A 14,668-nucleotide genomic window follows, 5' to 3' on the forward strand; every position below is an offset into this window, starting at 1 on the left:
GAACAACTCAGCGTGATGATGCGGTCGGCGGCGTATTCGCAACATCTGCGCTGCCGTCTTGCGCCTGCTTGCTCAAGTGCCGTGCCAGCAGATCATAGGCGACATAATATTTGAAAATGTTGCTGACATACTGGACGGTTTCCCGACCGACGATCTCGGCCGCCGAATTCTCGACGTTGCCGAACCAGACATTCGGATCAAGCCCCATATCCGTTGCCTTGGCCCGGAATTTGCGAAGGTTCGCCGGCCCGGCATTGTAGGCCGCAAATGCCAGCAGCACGCGGTCGCGCGGCGCGATACCAGGATCATCGACATAGTTATCGATTAGGTAGCGAAGATATTTCGAGCCCGCCTCTACATTCTTGTCTTCGTCCTTGTCGATGCCCAGGATGTTGACTGACTTGTCGGCGGCGGTAGACGGCAGCAACTGCATGATACCCACCGCACCACGTCCACTGCGCAAGGATTGGTCGAGCTGCGACTCCTGGTAGCCCTGCGCCATCAGCATCAGGTAGTCGAACGAATAAGTACTGCCATGCTTGCGGAATATCTCGACAAGGGTCTTGAACTTTTCGACGTCTGCCGGCGCATAGGCGCGCTTCAGCATCTTGTCGCTCTTGTAGTAGGTGTTCCGGACAATATTGCCGAAAGTGGTACCTATGCGGTGCGTCTTGACGTAATCATTGAGCACCGATTTGAGTTGGGGGCTGTCCTTGCGGATCGCCCAGGCAATCTGGCCATGCTCCGAAATCACGACGTCGGAGCGCACTGCAAGGTCGGCAAAGACATCGCCCCAGATTTCGGCCTTGTGCTTGTCGACGACGGTCCAGTTCAACAGGCCGGCATTGACCATTTCGAGCAGGTCTTCATCCTCGAGATTTTCGTCGATCTTATCGATCTGGACGGGTTTGAGGCCCTTCCTCTCGAAATCCGCGTTCAAGGCAGTCAGGTGCTCATGGTAGCTGCTGGAGCGTCGGACGGGGATCGCTTGTCCCGCAAGATCGGTTATCGAAGCGATGGCGGGTGCCGCCGGGCCGGTGACGAGCACTTCGTTTGCTTCGCCAAACAACGGTTCGGTAAAATCGACCAGCGACTTCCGTGCTTCGGTGACAGTCAGGTTGGCCATGACGATGTCACCGGTTCCATCCACGAGAGCCGGCAAAAGACGAGCGCGCGGCAACGGAACGAAGCCAACGCGGATCTTGTCGACCTCCCTCTTCTTGCCCTTGTTGAGCACTTCCTCCAGAGCCCGGCCAAACTCGACAGCGGTTCCGAGTTGCTTTCCCCTGTCGACGAAATAGATGGTCTTGCTGAACGGCACGATGATCCGCACGATCCGCCGCTGGGCCATCCCGTCGAAATCAGTGAGATGCTTGCCGAGTAGCAAAGGCATCGCAGCGTCATTCGACTGCGCAAACACTGCTATCATCGACGCCCAAAGCATCGCCCAGATGCCGATTGCGACGAAGGCAGACGCCGTCATCGCGCGCGCCCGCGAAGCCCACCCACCAACCATCTCCGCCCCCACGGTTTGTTGCCGAACCGAGAACCGCACCGGAAGTCAAGTATAGCCGTCCTGGCACTGCCCAGGTGCCGCATGCCCTATCAAAAAGCCGCCGATTGTCTCTGGCGACCGCAATCGCCAGAAGTGGCGCACGGATCGCGCGCCACTTTCTTGCGACTACTCAGTATTTTCTGCCGCCAATTACGGGCATCAGCAGCCAACCTTGTCAATCGCTCCAGCGCTGGGCGAAAGACGAACTCCAGTTGGTCGAACGTCCCATCTCGGCGATCAGAATGGAATTTCGTCGTCGAGGTCGCGCGACGAACCGCCGCCCATGCCACCCTGGCCACCGCTGCGTCCGCCACCCGATCCGCCGCGACCACCGCCGTAGCTGTCGGTCGGGCTCGACTGGCCGAAGTCGGAACCACGTCCGCCGCCGTAGCCGCCACCGCCCTGGCCACCGCCATAACCAACCTGGCCGCCACCGCCGCCATAGCCGGCGTCACCGCCCTGGCCACGTGCATCGAGCATCTGCAGTTCGCCACGGAATTTCTGCAGCACGATCTCGGTGGTGTAGCGCTCGATGCCGTCCTTTTCCCATTTGCGGGTCTGGAGCTGGCCTTCGATGTAAACCTTCATGCCCTTCTTCAGGTACTGCTCGGCGACCTTGGCGAGATTGTCATTGAAGATGACGACCTGGTGCCACTCGGTCTTTTCCTTGCGCTCGCCGGAATTCTTGTCGCGCCAGCTTTCCGAGGTCGCGATGCGCAGGTTGACCACCGGCTCGCCGGAATTGAGCCGCCGGATTTCAGGGTCCGCGCCCAGATTGCCGACCAGAATGACCTTGTTGACGCTACCTGCCATGACACCGCTCCGCGCTCGTCCGAAACCAATTCCAAGAAAATGTGAGGGCGCACACTAGCCCATCGCCCACCCGCATGCGCGCCCGCCGACGGAAAAGCACATGCTGTCCACAGTAGTTTTGTTCTATTTTTGTTCTAACTCCAACGGCAGGAGTTGGCAAGAGGCTCCCATTCAGCGTCGACCGCAATCGCCGTTCTCGCCTTCTCGCGGCCGTCGAGATCGCTTCCTGGCGTCGATCAAACACCCTTGCAGCAACAGGTTGCAACCAGGCCTTCAAGCTGGCCGGCCATTCAGCGATATTTAACAGGCTGGCGGGTACCCATTAAGTCATCGGGACGCGAGCGGGCGGGTGGTTGGGCGATGATTTCCGGAGAGGTTCTTGACGCGGCTTTAAGAGACCTGTTCGAGCTGTCTCCTGTGCCGTTTTCGATTTCCACGATCGACCACAATTCTCGCTACATCAAGGTGAACCCGGCCTATCTCCGAATGATCGGACGCATGGGGGACAAGATCGAGGGGCAGCCTCTGGGGCAAGATCTGCCTTACTCGATTGACGATCCGGCGCGCGGCGAGAGGATGAAGCTGCTTGAGACGCGCGGCTTTTATGAACTCGCCGAAGTGGAGATGCAGCACGCTAGCGGGCGCATCATACCAACGCTCATCAGCGCGCAGCGACGGCGGATCGCCGGCGAGAGCTTCGATATCGAGATCCTCCTCGACAACTCTGAACGCAAGGCGTTCGAGCAGGCGATCTTGCAGGCTGCGCGGGTCGACGTCATGACCGGCATCCAGAACCGGTCGTCCTTCGAAACGCATCTGCGCGCAGCGTTGGCCGGTTTGTCGTCGCAATCCCGGTTGTTTCTGGCTTACATCGACCTCAACCGCTTCAAGCGCGTCAACGACAAGTTCGGGCATTCGATAGGCGACCGGCTGCTCCAGGTCATTGCCAACCGGTTGGTCGAATGGGGGAACAAAGGGGATTTCGTGGCCCGCCTCGGCGGCGACGAGTTCGGGATCGTATCTTCCTACCAGGCCTGCGATCCGTTCTCGCTTGCCCGCTTCTTCGATCTGGCAAAAGCGATCGCAGAACTCGTCGTGATCGACGAAAACCTGATCCAGGTAGGTGCTGCCATTGGCCTGGCCGAAGCATCTGCTGGCGTGTCGTTCGACGCGCTCCTCGACCAGGCAGACAGGCTGATGTACGCGGCAAAATCCAGCGGCGATCTCATCGATGTGCGCTCGGAGCTGGTCGACCAGCCGCTGGCAGTATCTCAACCTTCCGCGAGGGCTCGGTCCACTGCCGCCTCGGCATGAAGAGTGACCCACGTCGAAGGCAGGCATGGGATAGTCGTTGATATCGAGCAGTAGCGGCAGCTCGGTGCAAGCGACGACAATGGCTTCAGCACCTCGCGCCCCCAGATCTTTCGCCAGATGCAGTAGAATTGCTGCCGATTCCGTTCGCACCACTCCAAGGGTCAGCTCGTCGATGATGATCCGGTGCAACGTGGTGCGCTGCTCCTCGGACGGAACGATCACCTCGATGCCGAACCGTGTCTGCAAGCGCTCGGCGAAGAAGCCCAGCTCCCAACGCGCGCGAGGCCCTTGGCAAGGATCGCCTCGCCGGTCGGGTCGGCGATATGCAACATCGGCATGCCGATCGCCCCGGCCAGCTGGTCGGCGACCGTGTGAGGAGTGACCGCCGTGAGCAGGGCGAACTCAGCGCCTGCCTTTTCAAGGGTGGCTGCAGCATCGGAAACCACCGCCGCGACCCCAGTCCAGTCGCCTTGAGCGGCAAGCGCGTTGAGCTCGTCAAAATCGGGCCTAAACATCTGCGAGCGCGCATTGTGATGCCCACCCATGCGGCGATGTGCGACCTGGTTGATCAGCCGGTAATAAAGCACGCTGGCTTCCCAGCTCATGTCGCCCAGCAATCCGATCAGCTTTGTCTGGCGAACAGTCATGACAATCCTCCCCGGTCTCGCCCTCGCCGTCATTCACAACATGCGCAACACAGGTTGGCATCACCAGCTTGCTGCGCAAGAGGATGTTTCAGCACAAGGTCGCAAGCTGCCGCTCAGCCAAAAATATGGCCCCGCCGCTCCAAGGAGCGCACGGGGCCTTGTGTCGGGTTATACCCTTGGCTGCCGGGAGTGGTTTACCGGCTTTCTATCTCGGATGCTTCGTGGCTCACGGCCAACGATCCGACCAATGGTTTCAAATTGTAGGGGATCAACAATCCGCGGTTTGCTGGGCTTTCAAAAAGGAAGCTCCAGGCACCTGCGCCTGCTGCGGTTCCGTCTTGTTAGCGGAACCTTTCGGGACTGTCCGGTGGAGTCATGCCTAGCTCCTACGTCAGTTGCGCCATGTGTGCGCCTGCTGCTCAACTCGCGTGTCTGCGGCGTCTCGCAGACCGACCGTAGCATGGTGAGGAGCCCTCAAGGGAGGCTCGGCTTCAGGCGACCTCTGGAGTTTGCATCGCTGATTCGGCCACGTCAACCACAACATTGTTAGAGGGGAAAAATGTGATCGAAGCCCGGATTCCGTGGGCTGGATGCGCGCGAGCCTCCTGCCATACCGTTGTCAGGAGGGCGTTCGGCCTTTGTTCTTTTCACTTGCCCCTGCCCGCCAAAGGCGCTTAAACGCATTGGGTTAAAACGCCTCTCGACCGGGCGGCGAAAATACCTACATGAGGGGATGGTCGGGCAAACCCGCCACTCCAAGCAATTCCAGATTTGAGGCGGCGGCGCGGCAATGGCCGATCACAAGTACATTTCCATTCGCGGTGCGCGCGAACACAATCTCAAGAATGTTGACCTCGACCTGCCGCGTGACAAGCTGATTGTCATGACCGGCCTGTCGGGCTCGGGCAAATCCTCGCTCGCCTTCGACACGATCTATGCCGAGGGCCAGCGCCGTTATGTCGAAAGCCTGTCGGCCTACGCGCGCCAGTTCCTCGAGATGATGCAGAAGCCCGATGTCGACCAGATCGACGGCCTGTCGCCGGCGATCTCGATCGAGCAGAAGACGACGTCGAAGAACCCGCGCTCGACGGTCGGCACGGTCACCGAGATCTACGACTACATGCGCCTGCTGTTTGCGCGTGTCGGCGTGCCCTATTCGCCGGCCACCGGCCTGCCGATCGAGAGCCAGACGGTGTCGCAGATGGTCGACCGGGTGCTGGCGCTCGACGAAGGTACCCGCCTGTTCATCCTTGCGCCCGTCGTTCGCGGCCGTAAGGGCGAATACAAGAAAGAGCTCGCCGAGCTCCAGAAGAAGGGCTTTCAGCGCGTCAAGATCGACGGCGCCTTTTACGAGATCGGCGAGGCGCCGGTGCTCGACAAGAAATACAAGCACGACATCGACGTCGTCGTCGACCGCATCGTGGTGCGGCCCGACCTCGCCACCCGCCTGGCGGATTCGATGGAGACCGCCCTCAAGCTCGCCGAAGGCCTGGCCGTCGCCGAATTCGCCGACAAGCCGCTCGACGCCAGCCTCACCGGCGCGGAGTCGGTCAACAAATCGGCGAACGAAACCCACGAACGCATTCTTTTCTCGGAAAAATTCGCCTGCCCAGTGTCCGGGTTCACCATCCCCGAGATCGAGCCGCGCCTGTTTTCCTTCAACAACCCGTTCGGCGCCTGCCCGACCTGCGACGGCCTCGGCAACCAGCGTGCCATCGACCCAGACCTGATCGTTCCAGAAGACCACGTCTCGCTACGCGAAGGCGCCGTCGCCCCCTGGGCCAAGTCGACCTCGCCCTATTACACCCAGACTCTGGAGGCGCTCGGCAAGGTCTATGGCTTCAAGATCGGCGATCGCTGGCGCGACCTTTCGGCTGAGGCGCAGGAAGCGATCCTGCGCGGCACCGGCTCGAAGGAAATCACCTTCAACTATGACGATGGCCTCCGCTCCTACAAGACGACCAAGACCTTCGAGGGCGTGATCCCCAATCTCGAACGGCGCTGGAAAGAAACCGAATCCGCATGGATGCGCGAGGAAATCGAACGCTTCATGTCGGCGACGCCCTGCCCGGCCTGCGCCGGCTACCGGCTCAAGCCGGAATCGCTTGCCGTCAAGGTCGGCGGCAAGCATATCGGCGAAGTCACTGAGCAATCGATCCGCAAGGCCAACGCATGGTTCGAGGCATTGCCTGCGTCCCTCAACGACAAGCAGAACGAAATCGCCGTTCGCGTCCTCAAGGAGATCCGCGAGCGCCTGCGCTTTCTCAATGACGTCGGCCTCGAATACCTGACGCTGTCGCGCAACTCCGGCACGCTGTCGGGCGGCGAAAGCCAGCGCATCCGGCTGGCCTCGCAGATCGGCTCGGGGCTGACCGGCGTGCTCTACGTGCTCGACGAGCCGTCGATCGGCCTGCACCAGCGCGACAATGCCCGCCTGCTCGACACGCTGCGCCACCTCAGGGACATCGGCAACACGGTGATCGTCGTCGAGCATGACGAGGATGCGGTTCTCACCGCCGACTATGTCGTCGACATGGGCCCGGCCGCCGGTATCCATGGTGGCGAGATCATCGCCGAAGGCACGCCGCAGCAGGTCATGGCCAATCCGAACTCGATCACCGGCAAGTATCTGTCGGGAGAGCTCGAGATCGCCACGCCCGCGACGCGTCGCGAACTGAAGAAAAACAAGCGCATCAAGGTCGTCGGCGCGCGCGGTAACAATTTGAAGAACGTCAGCGCCGAAATCCCGCTGGGCACCTTTACCGCCGTCACCGGCGTGTCGGGCGGCGGCAAGTCGACCTTCCTGATCGAAACGCTGTTCAAGGCTGCGTCGCGCCGCATCATGGGGTCGCGCGAGCATCCGGCCGAGCACGACCGCATCGAGGGCCTCGAATTCATCGACAAGGTCATCGACATCGACCAGTCGCCGATCGGCCGCACGCCGCGCTCGAACCCGGCGACCTACACCGGCGCCTTCACGCCGATCCGCGACTGGTTCGCCGGCCTGCCGGAAGCCAAGGCGCGCGGTTACCAGCCCGGGCGCTTCTCCTTCAACGTCAAGGGCGGCCGCTGCGAGGCCTGCCAGGGTGACGGCGTCATCAAGATCGAGATGCATTTCCTGCCCGACGTCTACGTCACCTGCGACGTCTGCCACGGCAAGCGCTACAACCGCGAAACGCTCGACGTGCTGTTCAAAGGCAAGTCGATCGCCGACGTGCTCGACATGACGGTCGAGGAAGGCGTCGAGTTCTTCGCCGCCGTGCCCGTCGTGCGCGACAAGCTGATGACGCTCAACCAGGTCGGCCTCGGCTACATCCATATCGGCCAGCAGGCCAACACCTTGTCGGGGGGCGAGGCCCAGCGCATCAAGCTCGCCAAGGAGCTGTCGCGGAAGGCGACCGGCAAGACGCTCTACATCCTGGACGAGCCGACCACCGGCCTGCACTTCCACGACGTTGCCAAGCTGCTCGAAGTCCTCCACGAACTGGTCGACCAGGGCAATACGGTGATCGTCATCGAGCACAATCTCGAAGTCATCAAGACCGCCGACTGGGTGCTTGACCTCGGCCCCGAGGGCGGCGACGGCGGCGGACAACTCGTCGCTTCAGGCCGCCCCGAGGATATCGTCGCCGAACCGCGCAGCTACACCGGCCAGTTCCTCAAGGAGTTGCTGGAACGCCGGCCGGGGGCAAGGAAACGCGAGGCGGCGGAATAGCGTGCGCGGCGCCGGACGGCTGCGCTAGCTACTGGCGCGCTTGCTCGCAGAGCGCAGGCGTAATGCCTTATGCGGCGCGGGGGCGCCACGGCTCGTGCTCGTGCGCGAGCCAGACCAGTTCTGGGTCGAGTGCGAGCACCCCTAGCTGACCCTCGCTGTGGGGCTCGTCAAGCTCGCCGAACCAGACGGCCACATCGCCGCCAACGACGACCGGGCGCCCGCCGGTCTCGACCACGACGACCTGCATGCCGGCTGTGTGGCCCGGCGCGGGGACGAGCCTGAGCCCGGGAAGCAATTCAAATTCGCCTTCGACCAGCACATAGCGCACGCCGGGCGCGTCGACCCACTCGCGAATGGTGTAGTCGTCCTCGCTGCGGGCGTCGTCGAGTTCGCGGCGCTGCACGTAGATCGGCTTGCCGGCGAACAGGTGGTTGCCGCCACAATGATCGGCGTGCAGGTGTGTGTTGACGACGATGTCGATGCCGGCAAGGTCGAAGTCCTGCTTGCTCAGCGGATAGAGGCGAGGATCGAAGGCCGCCACCACCGCCGGGTGCAGTTCTGTCATGCCCGTGTCGACCAGTATGCGCGCGTCGGGATGGTTGATGACGTGCACGTAGACTGGCATCCGCTCGCCCTCGACGTTCAAATCGGCAACGAGGATTGGTGTGATGGTGATTGAGGCGTAGGCGTTCATCTTTCCATCTCCTTCAACATCTTGCACGCTGCCTCGCACGTCCCAATGAAGTGGCGGAAGAGCGTGGGTTTGGCTCAAACGCCATATGGCCGACGCAGCCGTCCGGTGACTGGCTCATTTCCGAACGTCGGTTCGGCAACGTCACTTCCTTTGCTAACGTCGGCGCAGTCATTGTGATTGCATAATGCAACTGGTGTCAACGTCAGCTAACTTCTGCAACCGGTTTTTGGAGTGCACATGAACGACGCACGATCGAATTGCCTCTTCAGTTGCCTAGCCCCGAACGGAAGCGGCACGGCACCACAGCTGAAGGCAAGCCTTAAGCTGCCGGTCACCTCGCAAGCCAGCCTGCATCGCCGCGACTTGTGAACAGCCACCAGCCATATGCCGCTATGATGCCGGGGATCAGCAACTCGCGGATCTCCGACAGCTCGTAGCCATCCAACATGCGGTGCCCGCCAAAGACGAAAACGAGTTGGGAAACGGGCAGCAGGATCGCCATCATCAGCCCGGCGACGCGGGGAGCTGGCCGCTCATGCCGAAGTTCCGCGGCCAGCAATATGGCGATCAGCAGCCCCATGAAGAACCAGACCTGATACGGTACGACGTTCCATTCCTCGTAGAGAAAGCCGGTCAGTGGCAGGCTTGCCAGTGCGAGGAGCTTGGGCGGAACGAAACTTTCCACCTGCTTCCACCAACCGCCAACCCTGGCGGGCCAGAACGCCGGCAAGGCGACGAAGAACAGGAACGCGGCCGAATAATAGGCGGCTTCGAATTTGTAGGTCGCGAAGTTGTGTAGGTTCGTCTCGTCCTGGGCGTTGCCTTCGAACATCGGCCCGGCCGACCAGCCGATCCAATGCTGGCCCCACGACATTTCCTCCATCAAAATGAGGAACGTGACGACAAACATCCCTGCAAAGATCACCGGCACCGGCAGACCGAAAACCCTCGCCCGCTCGCGGCGCGCACGCCACCCGGCAGCACCGAGGCCAGCAAGCGCGATCAGGAACACCAACTCCGTCAGATTGCTGACCGGCCCCCCTTCCCGCACAGTATCGAACAGCACTTGCGGAGCCAGAACGACGCTTGCAGCGGCAAGCAGCAACAGCCCGCCCATCACATAAACCACCGCAAGCAATCCCGATTGGTTTTCCAATGGGCGGGCGTTCGACGGATGGGGCCTCAAGCCGAGGACAGGCAGGCAAGCCGCAACGAACGTTACCACAGGCCTGACCAAGCCAAACATCGTCCAGTCCACCCTGTCTTTTTCGAGCAGGTCGCGGTCATGGACGACAGCATCATATGTCACCAGGCACAGAAGAGCGACAATTGCAGTACCGATCATTCCGAATCGCGCCGGCAATGAGGAAGGTGTCTGTGCCTGGTGTGAGTTGATAGGTGCTAATTCTGACACTGAGACTATCCTTTGCGCCAAATTGATATTTATAAAATACTTATCATACAGCGCAATACAAATGGTAAAACTTCCGGCAAGAGTTTGACTTACCTGAACGTGCGGCGTGCGAGCGATCGCATCCGGCGAGTGCGCCAATTTTGTCAGTATGATATTCCCAAGCACAACTGCATCTGTGACCTGGGTTGCGACTTCGGTTAGTAATGGCCCGACATGGGGCCACATATTCGCAGGGATGGTAGCGATGACCGGAAAGATTCGTGCAGGCATGGGCGGCTGGACGTTCGAGCCGTGGGAAGGCACCTTCTATCCCGAAAAACTGGCCAAGACGAAACAGCTGCAGTTCGCCGCACAGCAAGTTCCGACCATCGAGGTCAACGGCACATACTACTCAGGCTTCAAGGAGCCCACGTTCCTGAAATGGGCGAGCGAGGCTCCCGACGGCTTCGTATTCACCCTCAAGGGCAACCGCTTCGTCACCAATCGCCGCATCCTCGCGGAAGCCGGCGAGTCGATTACGCGCTTCGTTACCCAGGGCATCACGGCCCTTGGCGAAAAGCTTGGGCCCATCCTGTGGCAGTTCGCGCCGACCAAGAAATTCGACGCGGACGATTTCGAAGCCTTCCTCAAACTCCTGCCGGAAAAGCAGGACGGCGTGAAATTGCGCCATGCGGTTGAGGTGCGCCATGACTCCTTCGTCGTCCCGGAATTCGTCGCCCTGGCCCGGAAGCACGATGTCGCCATCGTTTATGCCGACCACGCCAAATATCCTGCGATAGCGGATGTGACGGGGGATTTCGTCTATGTCCGGCTGCAGACGGGCAGCGATGAAAATCACGACTGCTACACGCCGAGGGCACTCGACGAATGGACCGAGCGGGCAAAAGTCTGGTCTGCCGGCGGCACACCCGCCGACCAGCCCCGCGCCGATCCCAACACCGAGGCGCCAGCCAAGCCGCGCGACGTCTTTGTCTACTTCATAACCGAAGGCAAGACGCGTGCGCCGTTCGGCGCCATGGCGTTGATGAAGCGGATCAACGGTTAGATGTCGAAGTGCCAATTGTAGCGGCGGCGTAGCCGGACCGGCAACGCGTGCGGACCGCGGGCTCGTTGCGCCCGAACGAACGGTCGCGCAATTTCCGTTCAAGAGGGCTTGATGCTGGCCATCTTGCCCTTGAGCCACGCAGCACCGATCGCTTCACGGAGTTCCTTGTCAGTTATCGGCTTGTGCAGGATGAGGCTGCCGCTGGCGCTCACTTCCTGCAGGCGCGACGGCGAGGTGTCACCGGTAACAATGATGGCGGGGACCGCGCGGCCAAGATATGCGCAAAGCGCCTCGATTGCCTCAACGCCGGTGGCGCCATCTGCAAGGCGGTAGTCGGAGATGATGAGGTCGACCGCGACCTTGGCGCTCGCGTCTGCGTGCGAATAGGTTCTTTCCACCTCGGCGACGGACCGGCCTGCGTAGACCCGATGGCCGTCAAGCTCGAGCAAGATAGCCATCGCCTCGAGAATATCGCCCTCGTCTTCCACGACCATGATGCCCGCACTGCCTACTTCGGGCAGCGCCTCAACGTTGCACTCCGGCACCTTGGCCGTGCGAACTATCGGCACCGCGACCGAAAACATCGAGCCACGCCCGGGCGTCGAACTGAGCTTAAGCGGGTGCCTCAATAGCTCGGCCGTGCGACGGACAATGGCGAGGCCGAGCCCCAGGCCCTGCGTGCGGTCCCGCGCCGGGTTCTGCAACTGTACGAACTCCTCGAAAATCGCCGCTTGCTGATCGGCGGGAATACCAGGACCAGTGTCCCACACCTGGATCTCCACGACATCGCCACGCTTGCGGCAACCGAGCAGAACGCCGCCTTCCTTGGTGTAGCGGAACGCATTGGTCAGCAGGTTGTTGAGAATGCGCCTGAGCATCATCGGGTCGCTTTCGACCTCAAGGTCGCTATCGACCACTCGCCAGCTCAAGCCCCGCTGACTTGCCTCGGCGGCGAACTCGTCGCGAAAATCGCGGAAAAGCTCGCGCATTCCCACCGTTTCCCTGGCAACCGTGACGATGCCCGCATCGAGCTTTGAGATGTCGAGCAGCGCGTTCAAAAGGCCGCTCAGGTTGCCGATGATCAATTTCGCCCTGCCCGCAAGGTCGCGAGCCTGGCCGGAAGGCACGTTGCCGCGCTGGCCGAGCACGGCGATGGTCGATACCAGCAGGCTCAAGGCATGGATCGGTTGGCGCAGGTCATGGCTCGCCGCCGCCAGAAAGCGTGTCTTTGCGCGGTCCGCGCTCTGCGCCCGGTCGCGTTCTTCCTGCAGGTGCTCGACAAGCCTTTCGTTTTCCAGTCGCAGGCTGATTGTCTCGCGCAGCATGCGGTAGGTGATGCGGCAATAGTAGAAATTAATCACCACAAGCGACACTAGTAGGAACAGGAAGCCACCTGATATCGCGCTCCCGCTGGTGATAACGCGTGCGGCGACCGGCAAGACTGTGGCGAGAATCGAGCCCATGAGAGCCGGCGGAAAGGCCGACAACGATGGCACCGTGCCGCAGACCAGGCCAGTCAGCACGACAACTGTGAATGAAAGCAGAAGCGGCGCTTCGGGCATGAATCCAACCCAGCCGAATACGCCCCACAGCAGGCCCGAAACCCAGGAAAATGCCGCCGCAAGCCACGCCCACCGCAAGATTGACACCGCATCCCGAGTGCGGCTGAAAAAGCGGCGTGAAGCGAATACCCGAATGGCTGTCAGCAGATACAGGGCGCCGAGCCACGCGGCCAGCCAGGTCGCGGAGATGCCGTCGCTCAGAACATAGACGGCAGCGAGCGAAATAACGATGTTTGAAATGACCACGCCATAGGAGTTGCGATACAGAAGCTCAACAAGAGCCTGTCGTATCTTGTCTTCCTGCATCGCATTCCTCCAAAGTCGGACGAAAGTTGTGCGAGCCACCCTTCCCGCCGACGGTTGATTAGCGGAAACTTGTTTCTCATAAGTTCGCAATAGACGGGCAGCTTCCGCCGCTACATGAATGGACCAGATGAATCGAAAGCTCACCTTCATCCTTGCTGATGACCACGCCATTGTGCGCGAGGGGCTGAAGCTTCTCATCTCCGCAATGGAAAACATGTCGGTCGTCGGCGAAGCAGCCGATGGCGAAGCCCTGTTGGGGCTTGTTCGCTCCGTTCGCGCGGATTTTTTGATCCTCGATCTCGGCATGCCCGGCGTTGCCGGCATCCAATTTATTGCCGACATCGGCGAATTCGCGCCTCGCCTGAAGATCGTTGTCCTCACTGCCAATATCGAACCGCGGACGGTGCGAGCCACGCTCGAAGCCGGCGCCAGCGCCTATCTGACCAAGGACGGCGATCCCGAGGAACTCGCCGAGGCCATAGCTGCGGTCAGAAGCGGGAGCACTTATCTGGCACGCACCGTTCGGTTCGCGATCACCGAACCGAACCGAAACAGCAGGCCACACGCCGCGCAGGATATCCTTTCTCCGGTACCGTTGACACGGCGGGAACGAGAGATCCTTGCGCTGGTGGCGCAGGGACTGACGGCGCGCGAGACCGCCGAACGGCTGGGCATCAGCCCGCTGACCGCTCGCAAGCACCGGGAAAACCTGATGGGTAAGCTCAATCTTCACAGTGCCGCCGAACTGACCGCCTACGCGGTTCGCCTTGGATTGCCCACGGCGTGACAGCCGGGAACTGTTTCCGCGGCTTCGAGCTGGCGGAAAGGTCTGCTTAACCATCGCCAGACTAGCCAAGCCCGAGTGCGAGCCAAATACGGCATCTGCCGTATGTTCTCTTCCCAAGGCACCGCCTACTCCTCACCGCGATTGCATCATCCGGGAGGAGGCATCATGCCGTCGCTGGAACTGTGGGTGCCGTTTGCCGTTGCAACGCTTGCCTTCGCTTGCATGCCTGGACCAGCGATACTTTACATGACCGCCCAGACCGTCGCCCTTGGCCGCAGGGCTGGATTGATGGCAGCGCTTGGCGTCCACGTTGGCTGCTATGCCCACATCATCGCCGCCACCATTGGCCTCGCCTCGCTGATCGAACAAGCGCCAACGTTTTTTGCCGCAATCAAATTCGCTGGCGCCGCCTATCTGGTCTGGCTCGGCCTCTCCATGTTCCTTGGCTGGACCAAGACCGGAGACAAAGCCGTAAATCCAGCCTCGAGCACATTGCGCGACAGCGTCGTGGTCGAGGTCCTCAATCCGAAGACCGCGCTTTTCTTCCTGACCTTCCTGCCGCAATTCGTGGACCCTGCAGCCGCCGCTCCGGTTTGGCTGCAGTTCCTCATGCTTGGCGTTTTCGTCAATCTGGTCTTTTCGATCGCCGATTTGGCGGCGGTCGTCATCGCCTCGTTCACCCTTGCCCGGTTTTCAGCAGGCAAAGCAGGATGGATCGTCCCCAAGACCTGCGGTTCGATCCTCGTCGGTCTTGGAGTGGCGCTCGTCAGCCATCAGATTTGACGGAAGCTCTCTTTTAGTTCACCGACCACGAAA

General features: G+C 61.0%; 10 protein-coding genes and 1 pseudogene. 5 read left to right on the plus strand and 6 right to left on the minus strand.

What is annotated here, in order from left to right:
- Window positions 1-7 precede the first annotated feature (7 nt).
- Both C8K44_RS11915 and ssb read right to left on the minus strand, forming a co-directional pair.
- Window positions 8-1,483, minus strand: a complete 1,476-nt coding sequence (locus tag C8K44_RS11915; protein WP_199227078.1) for a lytic transglycosylase F — start codon at window positions 1,481-1,483, stop codon at window positions 8-10.
- A 309-nt stretch (window positions 1,484-1,792) separates the two neighbouring features.
- The gene (ssb, locus tag C8K44_RS11920) at window positions 1,793-2,368 is read right to left on the minus strand and encodes a single-stranded DNA-binding protein (protein WP_109576016.1); all 576 of its coding nucleotides are present in this window, start codon (window positions 2,366-2,368) and stop codon (window positions 1,793-1,795) included.
- Between the two features lie 246 nt (window positions 2,369-2,614).
- On the opposite strand from ssb, the gene C8K44_RS11925 reads away from it, so the two are divergent.
- Window positions 2,615-3,682 carry a sensor domain-containing diguanylate cyclase gene (locus C8K44_RS11925; RefSeq protein ID WP_146203936.1) on the plus strand — a complete coding sequence of 356 codons (1,068 nt, stop codon included), beginning with the start codon at window positions 2,615-2,617 and terminating at the stop codon, window positions 3,680-3,682.
- Between the two features lie 102 nt (window positions 3,683-3,784).
- Here C8K44_RS11925 and C8K44_RS11935 read toward each other — a convergent pair.
- A pseudogene (locus tag C8K44_RS11935) lies at window positions 3,785-4,362 on the minus strand (aspartate/glutamate racemase family protein); the annotation flags it as partial.
- 757 nt (window positions 4,363-5,119) lie between these two features.
- Here C8K44_RS11935 and uvrA point away from each other — a divergent pair.
- The gene (gene uvrA / locus C8K44_RS11940; RefSeq protein ID WP_109576019.1) at window positions 5,120-8,044 is read left to right on the plus strand and encodes an excinuclease ABC subunit UvrA; all 2,925 of its coding nucleotides are present in this window, start codon (window positions 5,120-5,122) and stop codon (window positions 8,042-8,044) included.
- Between the two features lie 67 nt (window positions 8,045-8,111).
- Here uvrA and C8K44_RS11945 read toward each other — a convergent pair whose 3' ends face one another.
- Window positions 8,112-8,738: an MBL fold metallo-hydrolase gene (locus C8K44_RS11945; RefSeq protein WP_109576020.1), complete on the minus strand. Its 627-nt coding sequence runs from the start codon at window positions 8,736-8,738 to the stop codon at window positions 8,112-8,114.
- A 331-nt stretch (window positions 8,739-9,069) separates the two neighbouring features.
- Window positions 9,070-10,317, minus strand: coding sequence for a hypothetical protein (locus tag C8K44_RS11950; protein WP_146203937.1), 1,248 nt, complete (start codon window positions 10,315-10,317; stop codon window positions 9,070-9,072).
- Window positions 10,318-10,387: 70 nt separating this feature from the next.
- Here C8K44_RS11950 and C8K44_RS11955 point away from each other — a divergent pair, with 70 nt between their 5' ends.
- Window positions 10,388-11,197, plus strand: coding sequence for a DUF72 domain-containing protein (locus C8K44_RS11955; RefSeq protein WP_109576022.1), 810 nt, complete (start codon window positions 10,388-10,390; stop codon window positions 11,195-11,197).
- A 98-nt stretch (window positions 11,198-11,295) separates the two neighbouring features.
- Here C8K44_RS11955 and C8K44_RS11960 read toward each other — a convergent pair whose 3' ends face one another.
- Window positions 11,296-13,065: an ATP-binding protein gene (locus C8K44_RS11960; protein WP_109576023.1), complete on the minus strand. Its 1,770-nt coding sequence runs from the start codon at window positions 13,063-13,065 to the stop codon at window positions 11,296-11,298.
- Between the two features lie 127 nt (window positions 13,066-13,192).
- Here C8K44_RS11960 and C8K44_RS11965 point away from each other — a divergent pair, with 127 nt between their 5' ends.
- Window positions 13,193-13,852: a response regulator transcription factor gene (locus C8K44_RS11965; RefSeq protein ID WP_109576220.1), complete on the plus strand. Its 660-nt coding sequence runs from the start codon at window positions 13,193-13,195 to the stop codon at window positions 13,850-13,852.
- A 165-nt stretch (window positions 13,853-14,017) separates the two neighbouring features.
- Entirely contained in the window at window positions 14,018-14,635 is a 618-nt protein-coding gene (locus tag C8K44_RS11970) for a LysE family translocator (protein ID WP_109576024.1), read from the plus strand.
- Window positions 14,636-14,668: the final 33 nt, after the last annotated feature.

Source organism: Aminobacter sp. AP02 (genome assembly GCF_003148805.1).
Classification (GTDB): Bacteria; Pseudomonadota; Alphaproteobacteria; order Rhizobiales; family Rhizobiaceae; genus Aminobacter.

Bases quoted from the DNA above. Each gene is read 5' to 3' on its own strand.
- ssb (WP_109576016.1), bottom strand. From the start codon at position 2,368: ATGGCAGGTAGCGTCAACAAGGTCATTCTGGTCGGCAATCTGGGCGCG.
- C8K44_RS11915 (WP_199227078.1), bottom strand. From the start codon at position 1,483: ATGACGGCGTCTGCCTTCGTCGCAATCGGCATCTGGGCGATGCTTTGG.
- C8K44_RS11960 (WP_109576023.1), bottom strand. From the start codon at position 13,065: ATGCAGGAAGACAAGATACGACAGGCTCTTGTTGAGCTTCTGTATCGC.
- C8K44_RS11970 (WP_109576024.1), top strand. From the start codon at position 14,018: ATGCCGTCGCTGGAACTGTGGGTGCCGTTTGCCGTTGCAACGCTTGCC.
- C8K44_RS11945 (WP_109576020.1), bottom strand. From the start codon at position 8,738: ATGAACGCCTACGCCTCAATCACCATCACACCAATCCTCGTTGCCGAT.
- C8K44_RS11955 (WP_109576022.1), top strand. From the start codon at position 10,388: ATGGTAGCGATGACCGGAAAGATTCGTGCAGGCATGGGCGGCTGGACG.
- C8K44_RS11965 (WP_109576220.1), top strand. From the start codon at position 13,193: ATGAATCGAAAGCTCACCTTCATCCTTGCTGATGACCACGCCATTGTG.
- uvrA (WP_109576019.1), top strand. From the start codon at position 5,120: ATGGCCGATCACAAGTACATTTCCATTCGCGGTGCGCGCGAACACAAT.